Annotated in this window: 15 protein-coding genes and 1 pseudogene; 4 read left to right on the top strand and 12 right to left on the bottom strand. The window is 68.5% G+C overall.

The window, feature by feature from the left end:
- The 3 genes and pseudogenes from MMG85_RS13640 to MMG85_RS13630 form a co-directional block, all read left to right on the top strand.
- Positions 1–254 (top strand): annotated as a pseudogene (locus MMG85_RS13640) (hypothetical protein); the annotation flags it as partial.
- Complete coding sequence (locus MMG85_RS13635) at positions 251–838, top strand: YigZ family protein (protein ID WP_241046529.1); 588 nt, start codon at positions 251–253, stop codon at positions 836–838. The pseudogene MMG85_RS13640 and the gene MMG85_RS13635, both read left to right, overlap by 4 nt.
- 110 nt (positions 839–948) lie before the next feature.
- Positions 949–2727: an ABC transporter transmembrane domain-containing protein gene (locus MMG85_RS13630; RefSeq protein WP_241046528.1), complete on the top strand. Its 1779-nt coding sequence runs from the start codon at positions 949–951 to the stop codon at positions 2725–2727.
- A 93-nt stretch (positions 2728–2820) separates the two neighbouring features.
- On the opposite strand, the gene MMG85_RS13625 is transcribed toward MMG85_RS13630, so the two are convergent.
- Both MMG85_RS13625 and MMG85_RS13620 read right to left on the bottom strand, forming a co-directional pair.
- Positions 2821–3981 carry an acyl-CoA desaturase gene (locus MMG85_RS13625; RefSeq protein ID WP_241046527.1) on the bottom strand — a complete coding sequence of 387 codons (1161 nt, stop codon included), beginning with the start codon at positions 3979–3981 and terminating at the stop codon, positions 2821–2823.
- A complete protein-coding gene (locus MMG85_RS13620; protein ID WP_241046526.1) occupies positions 3981–5084 on the bottom strand; it encodes a ferredoxin reductase in 1104 nt (367 codons plus the stop codon). The genes MMG85_RS13625 and MMG85_RS13620 overlap by 1 nt, the downstream gene beginning before the upstream one ends.
- 102 nt (positions 5085–5186) lie before the next feature.
- Between MMG85_RS13620 and fabR the strand changes: the two genes are divergently transcribed.
- Positions 5187–5843, top strand: a complete 657-nt coding sequence (gene fabR / locus MMG85_RS13615) for an HTH-type transcriptional repressor FabR (protein WP_055943419.1) — start codon at positions 5187–5189, stop codon at positions 5841–5843.
- 12 nt (positions 5844–5855) lie between these two features.
- Here the strand turns inward: fabR and MMG85_RS13610 are convergent, their stop codons facing one another.
- The 10 genes from MMG85_RS13610 to MMG85_RS13565 all read right to left on the bottom strand — a co-directional run bounded on the left by MMG85_RS13610 (position 5856) and on the right by MMG85_RS13565 (position 14822).
- Complete coding sequence (locus MMG85_RS13610) at positions 5856–6263, bottom strand: L,D-transpeptidase family protein (protein WP_241046534.1); 408 nt, start codon at positions 6261–6263, stop codon at positions 5856–5858.
- Positions 6264–6358: 95 nt separating this feature from the next.
- On the bottom strand, positions 6359–7990 hold the full coding sequence (locus tag MMG85_RS13605; protein WP_241046533.1) for an acyl-CoA dehydrogenase family protein: 1632 nt from the start codon (positions 7988–7990) through the stop codon (positions 6359–6361).
- Positions 7991–8495: 505 nt separating this feature from the next.
- Positions 8496–9731 (bottom strand): NAD(P)/FAD-dependent oxidoreductase, encoded by a 1236-nt coding sequence (locus tag MMG85_RS13600; RefSeq protein WP_241046525.1) that lies wholly within the window; start codon positions 9729–9731, stop codon positions 8496–8498.
- Between the two features lie 99 nt (positions 9732–9830).
- Positions 9831–10037 (bottom strand): cold-shock protein, encoded by a 207-nt coding sequence (locus MMG85_RS13595; protein ID WP_055942196.1) that lies wholly within the window; start codon positions 10035–10037, stop codon positions 9831–9833.
- Positions 10038–10127: 90 nt separating this feature from the next.
- Entirely contained in the window at positions 10128–10880 is a 753-nt protein-coding gene (locus MMG85_RS13590) for an S-methyl-5'-thioinosine phosphorylase (protein WP_241046524.1), read from the bottom strand.
- Entirely contained in the window at positions 10877–11446 is a 570-nt protein-coding gene (locus tag MMG85_RS13585) for a hypoxanthine-guanine phosphoribosyltransferase (protein ID WP_241046523.1), read from the bottom strand. The genes MMG85_RS13590 and MMG85_RS13585 overlap by 4 nt, the downstream gene beginning before the upstream one ends.
- On the bottom strand, positions 11446–12453 hold the full coding sequence (gene nagZ / locus MMG85_RS13580) for a beta-N-acetylhexosaminidase (RefSeq protein ID WP_241046522.1): 1008 nt from the start codon (positions 12451–12453) through the stop codon (positions 11446–11448). The genes MMG85_RS13585 and nagZ overlap by 1 nt, the downstream gene beginning before the upstream one ends.
- Before the next feature lie 105 nt (positions 12454–12558).
- Positions 12559–14118, bottom strand: a complete 1560-nt coding sequence (locus tag MMG85_RS13575) for a cryptochrome/photolyase family protein (RefSeq protein WP_241046521.1) — start codon at positions 14116–14118, stop codon at positions 12559–12561.
- A complete protein-coding gene (locus tag MMG85_RS13570; protein WP_082563283.1) occupies positions 14115–14258 on the bottom strand; it encodes a DUF2256 domain-containing protein in 144 nt (47 codons plus the stop codon). The genes MMG85_RS13575 and MMG85_RS13570 overlap by 4 nt, the downstream gene beginning before the upstream one ends.
- Positions 14259–14327: 69 nt before the next feature.
- Positions 14328–14822 (bottom strand): CYTH domain-containing protein, encoded by a 495-nt coding sequence (locus tag MMG85_RS13565; RefSeq protein WP_241046520.1) that lies wholly within the window; start codon positions 14820–14822, stop codon positions 14328–14330.
- Positions 14823–14871 lie beyond the last annotated feature (49 nt).

Below are 14871 nucleotides of genomic sequence, written 5' to 3'. Positions count from 1 at the left end.
GCTGGGTGCTGCCGGCCGCCAGCGCCGGCAGCACCCAGCCCACCGCGGCACGCAACGCGCTGCGCCGCACCGACCTGCAGGCGCCGGTGGACCAGGACACGCGGCTGCCACCGGCCGAATGGCTGGACCGCATCCGCCTGCGCCGCGACCTGGGCGACGACGCCAACGCGCTGCGCAGCCTGCAGCTGTTCGTGCAGGAGCACCCGTTCCAGCGCGTCCCGGACGACCTGCGCCCCCTGCTCGGCACGCCGTGAGCCACACCCTCGTCGCGCGCGCCTCGCAGCTGCTGGAGGTGAAACACAGCCGTTTCCTCGCCCGGGCCGCGCCTGCGGCCAGCGCTGACGAGGCGCTCGGCTTCCTGCGCGAGATCGGCGACCCGGCCGCCACCCACAACTGCTGGGCGTACCGGATCGGCGACGAATACCGGTCGAGCGACGACGGCGAGCCTGCGGGCACGGCGGGCCGGCCGATCCTCGCCGCGATCGACGGCCAGGGCTTCGACCGGGTGATGGTGGTGGTGACCCGCTGGTACGGCGGCATCAAGCTGGGCGCCGGCGGCCTGGTGCGGGCTTATGGCGGGGCGGCGGCGGAGTGCCTGCGCCTTGCCCCGCGTGAACCGCTCGTTGCCCTGGCGATGCTCGAACTGAGCTGTCCGTTCGACGATCTGGGCCATGTGCATGCCGCGCTCGCCGCCCACCAGGCGACGAAACAGGATGAAGGCTTCGACGAAACCGGTGCGCGCCTGGTCGTGCAGTTGCCCGTCGATCGTGCCGACGCCTTGAAATCGCAGCTGCGCGACGCCACCCGTAACCGGGTGCGCGTTGTCGGGCCGGCCTGACCGTCCGGCCCGCAGCAGGTGTTTGTGGAAGGGGCTTCCGGCATCACGGGAGCGTGGCGGCCTGGTCGGGGCTGAAGCCTCTTCCACAACCGCTTCGAGAACCGATTCCGATGAGTACGCCGAGCGAGACCCTGGACGGCACCGCCGCCAAGCCCAAACCCAAGCTGGGCACGCTGCGCGCGCTGTGGCCGTTCGTGCGCCAGCATGGCGGGCTGTTCACCGCGTGGCTGCTGGCGCTGGCGCTGGCGTCGGCGGCGACGTTGACGTTTCCAGTGTCCTTCAAACAAATGATCGACCACGGCTTCGACAGTGGCGGCAACATCGATCGCGTGTTTATTGGGGTGTTTGTGGTCGTCCTGGTGCTGGCGATCGCCAGCGCTGCGCGCTTCTATTTCGTGTCCCTGCTGGGGGAGCGCGTGGTGGCAGACCTGCGCAAGCAGCTCTATGGCCACCTGCTGGCGCTGGATGCCGAATTCCACGACCGTACACGCAGCGGCGAATTGGTCTCCCGACTCTCGGCCGATAGCGAACTGCTACGAAGCGTCGTGGGCAGCAGCATGTCGGTCGCGCTGCGCAGCACTATCACCGTGATCGGAAGCATCGTGATGCTTTTCGTGACCAGCCCGAAGCTTGCAGCCTATGCGCTCGTCGGCATTCCGCTGGCCGTTGCGCCGATCCTGTTGGGTGCACGCAGACTCGAGAAAGCCTCGCGCGCCAGCCAGGACCGCGTGGCCGACGCCAACACGCTGGCCAGCGAAACGCTGGGGGCAGTGCGCACCGTACAGGCGCATGCGCGTGAACCCTTCGAGTTTGGTCGTTTCACCGACGCCGTCGCGCTCTCGGTTGAAACGGCACGCAAGCGCATCCGAGCGCAGTCACTGGTCACGGCCACCGTCATCACGTTGGTGTTCGGCGCGGTCGTGCTCGTCCTGTGGTCCGGTGCGCACGACGTGATCGCTGGCCGCGTCAGCAAAGGCGAACTCGGCCAGTTCGTGTTCTATGCGCTGATCGGCGGCGGTTCGGTCGGTGCGCTGGCCGAGGTCTGGAACGAACTGCAGCGCGCGGCCGGCGGCATGGGCCGCATCGCCGAACTGCTGGACGAAACCCCGGCGATCCGCGCACCGGCCGCGCCACGCGCCTTGCCCACGCCGGTGAAGGGCGAGATCCGCTTCGACAACGTGTCCTTCCACTACCCCTCCCGCCCCGACCTGCCCGCGCTCGACGCGTTCGAGCTGACCGTGCATCCCGGCGAAACCGTCGCCCTGGTCGGCCCCTCCGGCGCCGGCAAGAGCACGGTGTTCTCGATGCTGCTGCGCTTCCACGACGCGCAGGCCGGCAGCGTGAGGGTCGACGGCGTGGACCTGCGCGAACTCGATCCCGCGCACCTGCGCGAACACATCGCGCTGGTGCCGCAGCAGCCCACCATCTTCGCCGCCAGCGCGGCCGAGAACATCCGCTACGGTAAGCTCGACGCCACCGACGCCGAACTGCAGGCCGCAGCCGAAGCCGCCGAGGCCGATGATTTCATCCGCGAACTGCCCGGCGGCTTCGACAGCCCGCTCGGCGAACGCGGCGCACGCCTGTCCGGCGGCCAGCAGCAGCGCATCGCCATCGCGCGCGCGTTGCTGAAGGATGCGCCCATCCTGTTGCTGGACGAAGCCACCAGCGCACTCGATGCGCAGAGCGAGCGCGCCGTGCAGCATGCGCTGGAGCGGCTGATGGACGGGCGCACCACGCTGGTCATCGCCCACCGCCTGGCCACCGTATTAAAGGCGGACCGGATCGTGGTGATGGACCGGGGCCGGATCGTCGCACAGGGCACGCACGATGAACTGCTGGCGCAGGACGGCCTGTACGCGGAGCTGGCGCGGCTGCAGTTCCTGGATTGAGGGCGCATCGCAGGCATGGCCCGCTCCTACAAAGCAATAGCACCGCATCTGTAGGAGCGGGCCATGCCCGCGATACTTTCCGACGCTGCGCGCTTACGCCGCCGCGTCGGCCTGCACCAGCGCCTGCATGGGACGCGGGCGGCTGGGGAACGCATGCCGCACGATCCGCCAGCACACCTGACCGAACTGCGTCAGCAGCGTGCCGGTGTTGTAGTGCTGGCCGTAGCGCGCGCAGATGGCGCGTACTTCCCGGGCCATTTCCGCGTAGCGGTTGGCCGGGACATCCGGGAAGAAGTGGTGCTCGATCTGGTGGCTCAGGTTGCCCGACAGCACGTTGATCAGGAAGCCGCCGCGCAGGTTGGACGAGCCGCGCAACTGGCGCAGGTACCAGTGGCCGCGCGATTCGTTCTTGATGCATTCCTTCGGGAACGTCTCGGCGTTGGCGGTGAAGTGGCCGCAGAAGATGATCACGTAGGTCCACACGTTGCGCAGCCCGTTGGCGACCATGTTGCCCAGCAGCACCGGCAGGAAGAACGGACCGGCCAGCGCCGGGTAGATCACGTAGTCCTTGGCCAGCTGCTTGCCCATCTTGCGCACCACCGGCGCGGACTTGTGGCGCAGCTGCCTGGCGGACATCTTGCCGCTCCACCAGCGGCCCAGCTTGAGGTCCTGGATGGCGATGCCCCACTGGAACAACAGCGCGAACACCACCGCGATCGCCGGCTGCAGCAGGTAGAACGGACGCCACTTCTGCTCCGGAAAGATGCGCAGCAGGCCGTAGCCGATGTCGTCGTCCAGCCCGCGCACGTTGGTATAGGTGTGATGGCGGAAATTGTGGGTATGCCGCCAGTTGTCGGCCGTGCCGACGATGTCCCAGTCGTAGGTCTTGCCGTTGAGCTGCGGGTCGCCCAGCCAGTCGTACTGGCCATGGATGACGTTGTGGCCCAGTTCCATGTTCTCCAGGATCTTGCCCAGGCCCAGCGACAGCGCGCCCAGCGCCCACAGCACCCAGAACAGCCAGCCGACCGCGCTGTCGGCCAGCCACAGGCCGCCAGCCACAGCCGCCGCGAACAGCAGCGCGCGGCCGCCCAGGTTGGTGTAGCGCACCGCCTTGACCACGTTGCGGATGTAGCGGGCATCGCGCTGGCCCAGGGTCGCCACGGTGCGGGCGCGCAGCGCATCGAGTTCCTGACCGAAGCGGTCCAGTTCGTCGGCGCTGAGCTTGCGGTTGCGGGAAACGGAGGGGGTGGCCATTACAGATCCAGCTCGAGGTCGGTGGCGGCGCTGTGGATGCACAGCTTCAAGGCCAGGGAGGGTTCGTGCATCAGCTCGCCACTGGGCAGGTGGCGCGTGCTGCCGGCGGATTTGCCGCAGGCGCAGGTGTTGCAGATGCCCATGCGGCAGCCCGACGGCGGTTTCAGTCCCTGCTGCTCCAGGGCCGCGAGCAGGGACTCGCCGCGCGGCACCCGCAGTGTGCGTCCGCTGCGTTGCAGGCGGATGTCGACCTCGCCTTCGTCCACCACCGTCACCGGCGGCGCGGTGAACGCTTCGGCCTGGAACGTGCTCACGCGCGAGGCCAGCAGGCCGCGCGCGGCTTCGACGAACCCGCCCGGACCGCAGGCCATCACCTGCTGCGAGGAAAGATCGCCAGCGTGCGCGCCGAGCAGGGCGTCGTCGATGCGGCCTTCGGCTTCATCGCTGGACGCAGCGGTATCCCGGGTCAGCAGGAGCCGGAAGCGGAAGCGCGGATGGGCGGCGGCCAGCGTGCGCACTTCGTCGAGGAAGCAGGCTTCCTCGCGCCGGCGCACCCAGTACAGCAGCGTCAGGTCGACCGGCATGCCCTGCCCGGCCAGTTCGCGTACCAGCGCCATCAGCGGGGTGATGCCGCTGCCGGCGGCCAGCAGCAGGAAGGCACCCTGGGGCGATGCCGGTAGCGTCAGCTCGCCGAAGGCCTGCCCCAGGTCGACGATGTCGCCGATACGCGCGTCCCGGCACAGGTGCCGGCTGACCTTGCCAGCCTCGATCGCCTTGACCGTGACCGGCAGCAGCCCGTCCGCGCGCGGCGGCGCGGTCAGGCTGTAGCTGCGGGTCAGGCGCACGCCGTCGATCTCGATGCCCAGGTTCACGTGCTGGCCGGCGCGATGGCCGGCCCAGTGGCGATTGGGCTTGAACAGCAGGGTCACGGCGTCGGCCGAGGCGGCTTCGCGCGCGACCAGCCGCGCCAGCGGGCGCTCCCAGGTCCAGGTGCGGTGGAAACGGGTGGCCCAGAAATCGAAGACATCCGGCTTCACCAACGGCCGGAGCAGGCGTTTCAGGGGACCGGGCCGGCGTGGGGACGGACGGATCTGAGCGTTCATGGCCTCACTATACCCCTGTGAAGACGCATGTGTATACACTTGTATATTAATTTACGGGGCTATGATGCCCGGACTACTCCGTATGCCCGGCGCCCTCGCGTGATCCCGAACCCGCAACCGCAGCTCCAGGACGACCATGGCCCCGGCCGCAAGGCGTCTATTTCGCGCGAAGACCTGATGGCGGCCGCCCTCAAGCTGGTCGGCCCGCACCGCAGCGTCTCCTCCCTGAGCCTGCGCGAGGTCGCCCGCGAGGCCGGCATCGCCCCCAACAGCTTCTACCGCCAGTTCCGCGACATGGATGAACTGGCGGTGGCGCTGATCGACCTGGCCGGCCGCTCGCTGCGCAAGATCATCGGCGAGGCGCGGCACCGCGCCACCAGCAGCGACCGCAGCGTGGTGCGCGGTTCGGTGGAAGCCTTCATCGAGCAGCTGCGCGCCGACGACAAGCTGCTGCACGTGCTGCTGCGCGAGGGCAACGTGGGCTCGGATGCGTTCAAGCATGCGGTGGAGCGCGAGCTGCAGTTCTTCGAAGAGGAACTGTGCATGGACCTGGTGCGGCTGGCGACACGCGACAACGCGCCGCTGCACGAACCCGCCCTGGTCTCCAAGGCGATCACCCGTCTGGTGTTCGCGATGGGCGCCACCGCGATGGACCTGCCGCCGGAGAAAGACCCGGAGCTGATCGAGCAACTGTCGGAAATGGTCCGCCTGATAATCACCGGTTCGCGCGCCCTCGCCTCGCGCGGCGGCGGACGCTGAGCGGCGATCCCGTCACGGCCTGATGCGGACCGGCGTGCCCACCGGCACGCGCTGCCAGACCGCCTCCATCTCCGCATTGGTCACCGCAATGCAGCCTTCGGTCCAGTCCGTCCGCGAACCGGGCGGCGTCGCCCCATGGATCATGATGTCGCCGCCGGGATCGACACCCCGCGCCGCGGCCTGCCGGCGGTCGGCCTCGTTCGGATACGAGATGCGCAGCGACAGGTGGAAGCGGCTGCGGTCGTTGCGGTAGGTGATGCGGTAATCGCCTTCCGGCGTGCGCCAGTCGCCCTGCTGCCGCTTGTGTCCGACCGGCGCGCCGCCCAGCACGACGCGGTAGGTCGCGATGACCCGGCCCTCGCGCAGCAGGTCCATGCGCCGCTGTGCCTTGTAGACGTGGATCGCATCGGCCTGCTGCACGGCCGGCAACAGCGGTGGCGGCCGTGGATCCCGCTCACGCGCTTGTGAGGACAGGCCGAAGGCGGCGAGCAAAAGGAGCGGCCACCGCCACGACTTCACGCCGGCAGTGCCCGGGCCAGTAGCGGACCGAGATCCGCGTCGTCGGGCAGCGTGCCGAATGCCAGTCCATGCGCGCCGCCGAGCCGGCTACGCACGAACAGCGCCGCCGCCGGACTGCCGGCCCGCAGCAGCACCGCCGCCTGCAACGCCAGGGCCAGTCGCTCCACGATCAGGCGGGCGCCCGCCTCGCCGGCCGACGACAGGTCGCCGCGCAAGCGATCGACGAACGCGTCGTAGACCGTATCCCTGCCCACGGCCGACGCAAGCTCGCTGACGATCGCTTCGCGTGCACCGGCCTCGCGCGACAACGCCCGCAGCACGTCGAGACACTGGATGTTGCCGCTGCCTTCCCAGATCGAATTGAGCGGCGCCTGCCGGTAGAGGCGCGGCAGGATCGATTCCTCCACATAGCCCGCACCGCCCAGGCACTCCTGCGCTTCGTTGACGAATGCCGGCGCGCGCTTGCAGATCCAGTACTTGCCCACCGCCGTGGCGACGCGCGCGAACACCGCTTCGTGCGGATCGCGGGCGGCCGCGTCGACCGCGCGTGCCGCACGGAGGGCGAAGGCGGTCGCCGCTTCGGATTCCAGCGCGAGGTCGGCCAGCACGTTGCGCATCAGCAGATGCTCAGCAAGTCGCTTACCGAACGCGACGCGATGGCGCGCATGGTGCAGCGCCTGCGCCAGGGCCATGCGCATCTCGGCGGCGGAGCCCAGCATGCAATCCAGCCGCGTCAGCATCACCATCTCGATGATGGTCGCCACGCCACGGCCTTCGTCGCCCACGCGCCAGGCGCGTGCACCGGTGAACTCGACCTCACTGGACGCGTTGGCCCAGTCGCCCAGCTTGTCCTTCAGGCGCATCAGCCGGAACGCATTCTTTTCGCCGTCATCCAGACGGCGCGGCATCAGGAAACAGGTCAACCCGCCGGGCGCCTGCGCCAGCACCAGGAAGCCGTCGCTCATCGGTGCGGAGAAGAACCACTTGTGGCCGACCAGCGCGTAGGTGCCGTCGTCGGCAGGCGTGGCCGTGGTCGCATTGCTGCGCACATCGGAGCCGCCCTGCTTCTCGGTCATGCCCATGCCCAGCGTGATGCCGGCCTTGTCGGCAATGGGCACGTCGCGCGGGTCGTAGTGCGGTGCGGCCGCTTTCGCCGCCCATTCGCGCAGGCCCGGCTCTCGTTGCAGGACGGGCACGGCGGCATGCGTCATCGTCAGCGGACAGCTGGTGCCCGCTTCGGCCTGGTGATGCAGATAGCTCAGCGCTGCGCGAGCGACGTGCGCACCGGGCGCCGGCTCATGCCACGACAGGCCGGCGACGCCCTGTGTCTTCGCCACCTCCAGCAGCCGGTGATACGCGGGATGGAACTCGACCGTGTCGATGCGCTGGCCGGCGCGGTCATGCGTACGCAGGCGCGGGCGGTCGCGGTTGGCGTCGAAGCCGAGCCGATACAGTTCATCGCCCGCCAAGGCGCCGTAGCCGGCGAGTCGTTCGACGAACGCGTCGGCACCCTCGCGCGCAACGGCCTCGCGCAGCGCCACGTCGTCCATCCACAGGTCGCGCGGCTCAAACGGCGGCGGCTGGTTGTCCACGCGATGCGTATCGAACGGAGAAAGGTCGTCCATCATCGGCTCCTGCGGCATGCCGCGATTCTCTTACGAAAGAAGACGGAGGTCGTTAAGCGTGGAGCGAAATCGCAAAGGGACATGGATCAGGCCGGCTGGCTGCAGATCAACACGGCCTTTCATCTATGTTGATCCGTGTTGATCCGTGCCCAATGCACTTCTGCCCTTTTGATCGCGACTTACGTCGCTCCCACACCGAAAATCGGAGGCCGCAGGGTGTGAGTGAGATCAATTTTTTGACACGGATCAAAGCGGATAACATCGGATAGATGAGGCTTTCATCCGTGTCGATCCGCGTTGATCCGTGTCCAATGCGTTCCGGCGTTGCGGTCGCGACTTACGTCGCTCCCACACCGAAAATCGGAGGTTGCAGGGTGCGCGTGAGATCAGTTTTTTGGACACGGATCAAAGCGGATAACCTCGGATAGACAAGGCTTTTCATCCGTGTCGATCCGCGTTGATCCGTGTCCAAAGCGTTCCGGTATTGCGGTCGCGACTGACGTCGCTCCTACAGTGGAGGGCGGAGGTCGTCGAGCGTGCGGAGGAAATCGGCTTTCAGTTTCAGCGTACCGAAGAAGCCGTGCTGGGTGCCGCTCAGTACGCGCAGCGTGTGGCCGCGCCCGCCCGGCAGGCGGCCCGCCGGCAGGAAGGCGATGTCGCGGGCATGGGCGATCCAGTCCTGGTCGGACTGGAAGATCGGCGTCAGCCAGCGGCTCCAGAACTGGTAGACGCCGACGTGCGCCTGGCGCTCGCGCTGATAGGCGTGCAGTGCGGCCGGAATGGCGTGTTCGCTGCGCAACGCATCGCGCAGCGCCTGTGCATCCATCAGCGCCATGTTGACGCCCTGCCCCAGTTGCGGACTCATGCCGTGGGCGGCGTCGCCCAGCACGACCAGCCGGTCGCGGTGCCACTGCCGAAGGGTCACGTCGCGATAGCTGGCGCGCGCCAACTGGTCGGGATCGACCATGTCGGCCAGGCAGGCATCCGCGTCGGGCCAAAGGGCAGCGATCTCGTCGCGCCATGCCGGCAATCCACGCAGCCGCCAGCCATCGAAGTCGGCGATGGGCAGGCTCCAGAAAAAGCTGAGCCGCGGCGTGTCATCGCCGGGCCGCGTGCCTACCGGCAGCAGGCCGATCATCTTGCGCGCGGCCACGTAGCGCTGCCGCAGTTCGTCGCCCCAAGCCCAGTCGCCCTGCGGCACCAGCCGCCACAGCGCCCCCCAGGGATAGACGGCCTCGCGCTTCACTGCACCGGTGAAGCCGCGCAGCCGTGATGCAGATCCGTCCGCCGCGATCACCAGGTCGAACGGACCATGCCAGCGCCCGTGCTGGTCGCGGATGCGGCGGGTGTCGTCGCTCACTTCCTCGATGGCGTGGCCACGATGCACCTCGCCATGTTCGGCCCAGGCCGATGCCAGCAACGCGAACAACGCGCCGCGCTGCATGCCGACGCCGAACAGGCGCGCATCCAGCCCCGCGTAGCGCATGTCCATCACCGCGCGTCCGCACGGCGTTTCGCCGTACAGCCGGTTGACCCGCCTGCCATGCGCCATTACCTCGGGCAGCAGCCCCAGTTCCCACAGCACCTGCAGCCCGGTCGGCTGCAGCAGGAAGCCGGCGCCCACCGGCCCGAGTTCCGGTGCGCGCTCGAACACCTCCACGCGGTGGCCGTCGCGCGCCAGCAGCAGCGCCGCCGCCTGGCCGGCCGTGCCGTAGCCGATGATCGCGATGTGCTGGGCTTGCATGGCGCGCGTGCGTCCTTCGTGGTGCGGTAAACCGGTGTAGCGGAAACGACAGGCGTTAAAAAACCCCGCCGGAGCGGGGTTCAAGAAAATCGTCTTGGATCAGGCTGCCGGCGTGATATTGGACGCCTGTGCACCCTTCGGGCCCTGGGTCAGCTCGTAACTGACGCGCTGGCCTTCCTGCAGGCTGCGGAAGCCCTTGCTGTTGATGGCGGTGTGGTGCGCAAAGACATCGGCGCTGCCATCTTCTGGCGCGATGAATCCGAAGCCCTTGGCATCGTTGAACCATTTCACGGTACCGTACGGCATAGCGCTTGTATTTCCTTTTCTGGATGCGGGTGGAATGTGTGGCGTGACGTCACACCCGGCGAGTATGCAAACCTCCGCGCGCGTTGACAATCACCCACGTGCGAGCGCGGCCACCAGGGCGGGAATGCCGGCCGAGGCCGCGGCCACGTTCGCCAGCACTTCGTCCATGGTGATCTCCTCGTCGGTGCCGCAGCCGGCGGCCCAGTTGGCGACGATGGCCAGGCAGGCGTATTGCAGGCCCATTTCCCGCGCCAGACCGGCTTCCGGCATGCCGGTCATGCCGACCAGGTCGCAGCCGTCGCGACGCATCCGGCGGATCTCCGCACGGGTCTCCAGGCGTGGCCCCTGGGTGGCCCCGTAGCAGCCGCCATCGACCACCTCGACACCGGCCTCGCGGGCGGCCGCGAGGATCTGCTGACGAAGTAAATGCGTGTACGGATCGCCGAAATCCACATGCAGGACCTCGCTGCCGGGCTCTTCGCAGATCGTCGAGATGCGGCCCCAGGTGTAGTCGATCAACTGGTCCGGGCAGGCCAGCACGCGCGGTCCACAGGCATCGGTGATGCCGCCGACGGTATTGAGCGCCAGCACGCGGGTGGCACCCAGGTCCTTCAGTGCCTGCAGGTTGGCGCGGTAGTTGACCTGGTGCGGCGGCACCGAATGTCCCTCGCCGTGACGCGCCAGGAAGGCCACGCGCTGGCCCGACAGCGTGCCGATGCGGACAGGCCCGGACGGTGCGCCGAAGCGGGTGTGCAGTTCCCGGGACTCCACGTCCTGCAGGTCGGCCAGCTTGTAGACGCCGGTGCCGCCGATGACGGCGAGCGCGATGTCGGCCATGCTCATTCCTTCAACGCGTAGATGCCCGGCAGGTTGCGGCCCTGCTCGTGGTAGTCCATGCCGAAGCCGAACACGTAGCGGTCGGCCACTTCCAGGCCCACGTAGTCGGCGCAGATGCCTGCCACGCAGCGGTCGTGCTGCTTGGTGGTCAGGGCGGCGATGCGCACGTCGGTGGCGCCCTGTTCCAGGCACCACTGCTTGACCGCCAGCAGGGTGTGGCCCTCGTCGAGGATGTCGTCGACCAGCAGCACGCGGCGGCCGTACAGCGCGGTCGCGGGACGGTGCTTCCACACCAGCTCGCCACCGGTGGTCTCGCCGCGGTAGCGGGTGGCGTGCAGGTAGTCGAATTCCAGGTCTAGTCCCAGCGCACCCAGTTCCAGCGCCAGTTGGCCGGCGAACGGCAATGCGCCATGCATGATGGTCAGGTAGACCGGCACTTCACCGGCGTAGTCGCGCGCGATGGGCGCGGCCATCTGCGTGATGGCGCGATCGATCGTGGCGCGGTCGACCAGCAGGTCGGCGTTGGCCAGCGCATCGGCCAGCTTCGGTCGCGGATTGCCCAGCGATTCCATCAGACCACTCCCTTCATGTTGTCGATCACGCGCGTCTGCGCTTCGCCGTAGCGCGCGTCGGCGATCAGGCCATCCCATCCCAGCGCGCCACGTCCCAGCACGCCGAGGACGGCGGCGGTGTTCAGCGCGCGGCCTTCCACCGCCTTCAGCGATTCGTCCACCAGCTTCGGCGAGCACACCAGCACCACGTCGCAGCCCGCATCCAGGTGGTCGTGGATGCGCTGCTTCACGCCACCGGCGGAAAACGCCGCGGCCATGCCGATGTCGTCGGAGAACACCACGCCACGGAAACCCATCTCTTCGCGCAGGACCTGCTGGATCCAGAACGGCGAGTAGCCCGCCGGCTCCGGCGCGACGGCCGGATACTTCACGTGGCCCATCATCACCGCGTCGGCCTTGGCCTCGATGCCGGCGACGAACGGGACCAGGTCCTCGGCCCGCAGCACGTCCAGCGGGCGCGGGTCGACGGCATCGTCGAAGTGCGTGTCTTCCAGCACGGTGCCGTGGCCCGGGAAGTGCTTCAGCGTGGCGGCCATGCCGGCGGCGTGCATGCCGCGCACGTAGGCGCGGGTGAACTCGGCGACGATCTGCGGATCGGCATCGAACGCGCGGTTGCCGATGGCGCGGTTGCCGCGTGCCAGATCGACGACCGGCGCGAAGCTCAGGTCGACGCCGCTGGCGAGGATTTCGCTGGCCATCAGCCAGGCGTGTTCCTCGGCACGCTGCAGCGCGGCCTGCGGATCCTGCGCGTAGCGCTTGCCGAAGACCTCCAGCGCGGGCAGGTCGCTGTAGCCTTCGCGGAAGCGCTGCACGCGGCCGCCCTCCTGGTCCACGCAGACCAGCTGCGGGCGCGGGGCCGCGGCACGGATGGCCTGCGACAGTTCCGCCACCTGCGCACGCGAGGCGAAGTTGCGGGTGAACAGGATGACGCCGGCGACGGCGTCGTGCTGCAGCCAGTCGCGCTCCTGCGCGGTGAGTTCGGTGCCGGCGATGCCGATGACAAGCATTGCGGTGGAAGCCTCATGGGCGGCGCCCGGGGGCGCGGGGCCTGCATTGTCGCAGAAGCCCGCGCGGCCGTCAGACGGCGACGTTCACGCGGCGGGCGCACCGCCTCAGAGCGATGCCAGCGTGCCGCGCACGTGGCGGGCGTGCGCGGACAGCGCATCGCGCGTGGCCGTGTCCATGCGTGCGAGCTGGCGGTAGGGCATCGCCAGGCGCGGATTGCGCCCCAGTGTGTCGCGGTTGCGCTCCAGGAAGTCCCAGTACAGCGCGTTGAACGGACAGGCGCGTGCACCGGTGCGCTGGCGACGGTCGTACGGACAGCCGCGGCAGTAATCGCTCATCCGGTCCAGATAGGCACTGCCGCTCACGTACGGCTTGCTGGCCAGCAGACCGCCGTCGCCGAACTGGCTCATGCCCAGCGTATTGGGCAGTTCCACCCACTCGAACGCATCGATGTAGACGCCCAGGTACCAGCGGTGCAGCGCCTGCGGATCCAGACCCGCCAGCAGCGAGAAATTCCCGATCACCATCAGCCGCTGGATGTGGTGCGCATGCGCCTGCGACAGCGACTGGCCCACGGCCTCCGCCAGGCAGCGCATACGCACGCGCCCTGTCCAGAACCAGTCAGGCAGCGGCGTGGCGTGGCCGAAGTGATTCAGCTCCACATAGCCCGGCATCTTCGCCCAGTACACGCCGCGCACGTACTCGCGCCATCCCAGGATCTGGCGGATGAAGCCTTCGACCGCCGCCAGCGGTGCCCTGCCCTCGCGCCAGGCCGTCTCGGCGCGCGCGATCACCTCCGCCGGCCGCAGCATCTTGGTGTTCAGTGCGAACGACAGCAGCGAGTGGAACAGGCGTGGCGCGCGCGTGCTCATCGCGTCCTGGAACTGCCCGAACCACGGCAGCGCGTGCGCGACGAAGGCGTCAAGGTCCGCCAGTGCTTCGTCGCGGTCCAGCGGCCAGCGCAGCGCGTCGGCTTGCGGATCACCGAAGCTGGCGACGCCGGCCGCTTCGATGGTGGTCCACAGCGCGCGGTGGTCGTGCGGCCTGCGCCAGTCCGCCGGTTCGGGCGGCGTACCGCCCCAGGCCGACCGGTTGTCATGATCAAAGTTCCAGCGCCCGCCCGCCGGTGAGCCGTCGGGTTCGAGCAGCACGCCGTGCTTCTGTCGCATCCCGCGATAGAAGGTCTCCATGCGCCACTGCTTGCGCGCGCCGAACAATCGGCCGACCTCGTCGCGGGCCGCGAGGAAATGGACGTCGGCGGCGCGTTCGACCGCGACGTCGAGGGACGCCGTCCACTGCAGGAGCTGCGCATCCAGCCGCCACTCGTCGGCCGGCTGGTAGGCGAACGTGCCGGCGCCGTACTGCGCCAGCAGCGCCTCCAGATTGTCGGTCAGCCGCTGGCGATTGCCGGGATCATCGATGGCCAGGTAGTGCACGCGATGGCCTGCGGAGCGCAGGCGGGCCGCGAACGCACGCATGGCCGCGAAGATCGCCAGGATCTTCTGCGCATGGTGCAGCACGTAGTCGGTTTCCTGCCGGATCTCCATCAGCACGTGGACCACGCCGGGATCGACGCGCGCGAACCAGGGATGCTGCGGGTCCAGCTGATCGCCCAGCACCAGGCGCAACGTGTGGGCCGGAGCCGGCTGCCGTACGGGCGATGTCATTGACGCGCCCTGCGCTGCCGTCTGCAGCGCTCAGAGCAGTACGCAACCTCATCCCAGACATCGCGCCATTTGCGCCGCCATGTGAACGGTCGGCCACAGGTGCGGCAGGGCTTGCTGGGGAGGTCGGACTTGCGGCGCATGGATCGGCGTGGCGGTTGCGTAGCGGTTACTACGCGCGCCTGCCGCCGACGGATGCGTTTATTGCGGACTCAGTCCCGCGGCCAGGATCGATAGGGACGGCTGGCGAGCGCCAGGTTGTAGTAACGCGGATCGTCGGTGACTTCGCCTGCCAGCCAGTCGGGCCGCTCGAAGGCTTCGTCGGCGTGATCAAGCTCGATCTCCGCAACGACCAACCCAGCGTTGTCGCCGAGAAACTCGTCCACTTCCCACAGGTGCCCGGCATGGCGGACCAGATGGCGACGCTTGTCGACCAGGCCACCCACGCACAGCGCCAGCAGCGCACGGGCATCCTCCACGGGAATCGGATAGTCGAATTCCTGGCGCGTATGCCCCAGCTCGCGCGATTTCAGGTTGAGGTAGGCTTCCCCGCCCTGGATGCGCACGCGTACCGATGCCTTCTGCTCGCCGCGATCCATCGCCCCCATGTCGTTGATGTAGCCCTGCGCCATCGGCACGACCGCGTGCGCGGCGGCGCGCCAGGCATCTCCGGTGACCAGGAACTTCCGTTCGATTTCTAGAGGCATGGGTGTGAGCGGGGAATGGGGAATGGAAGTCGGTGGTGGGCGACAGGAT

It is taken from the genome of Pseudoxanthomonas sp. LH2527, from assembly GCF_022539275.1.
GTDB lineage: Bacteria > Pseudomonadota > Gammaproteobacteria > Xanthomonadales > Xanthomonadaceae > Pseudoxanthomonas_A.
The sequence above is the reverse complement of the archived record's forward strand: the minus strand, read 5'-3'. Positions and strand labels throughout refer to the sequence as shown.

Excerpts from the sequence above, each read along its gene's own strand:
- MMG85_RS13630 (WP_241046528.1), top strand. The coding sequence starts at position 949 with ATGAGTACGCCGAGCGAGACCCTGGACGGCACCGCCGCCAAGCCCAAA.
- MMG85_RS13625 (WP_241046527.1), bottom strand. The coding sequence starts at position 3,981 with ATGGCCACCCCCTCCGTTTCCCGCAACCGCAAGCTCAGCGCCGACGAA.
- MMG85_RS13620 (WP_241046526.1), bottom strand. The coding sequence starts at position 5,084 with ATGAACGCTCAGATCCGTCCGTCCCCACGCCGGCCCGGTCCCCTGAAA.
- MMG85_RS13605 (WP_241046533.1), bottom strand. The coding sequence starts at position 7,990 with ATGATGGACGACCTTTCTCCGTTCGATACGCATCGCGTGGACAACCAG.
- MMG85_RS13600 (WP_241046525.1), bottom strand. The coding sequence starts at position 9,731 with ATGCAAGCCCAGCACATCGCGATCATCGGCTACGGCACGGCCGGCCAG.
- MMG85_RS13595 (WP_055942196.1), bottom strand. The coding sequence starts at position 10,037 with ATGCCGTACGGTACCGTGAAATGGTTCAACGATGCCAAGGGCTTCGGA.
- MMG85_RS13590 (WP_241046524.1), bottom strand. The coding sequence starts at position 10,880 with ATGAGCATGGCCGACATCGCGCTCGCCGTCATCGGCGGCACCGGCGTC.
- MMG85_RS13585 (WP_241046523.1), bottom strand. The coding sequence starts at position 11,446 with ATGGAATCGCTGGGCAATCCGCGACCGAAGCTGGCCGATGCGCTGGCC.
- nagZ (WP_241046522.1), bottom strand. The coding sequence starts at position 12,453 with ATGCTTGTCATCGGCATCGCCGGCACCGAACTCACCGCGCAGGAGCGC.
- MMG85_RS13575 (WP_241046521.1), bottom strand. The coding sequence starts at position 14,118 with ATGACATCGCCCGTACGGCAGCCGGCTCCGGCCCACACGTTGCGCCTG.
- MMG85_RS13570 (WP_082563283.1), bottom strand. The coding sequence starts at position 14,258 with ATGCGCCGCAAGTCCGACCTCCCCAGCAAGCCCTGCCGCACCTGTGGC.
- MMG85_RS13565 (WP_241046520.1), bottom strand. The coding sequence starts at position 14,822 with ATGCCTCTAGAAATCGAACGGAAGTTCCTGGTCACCGGAGATGCCTGG.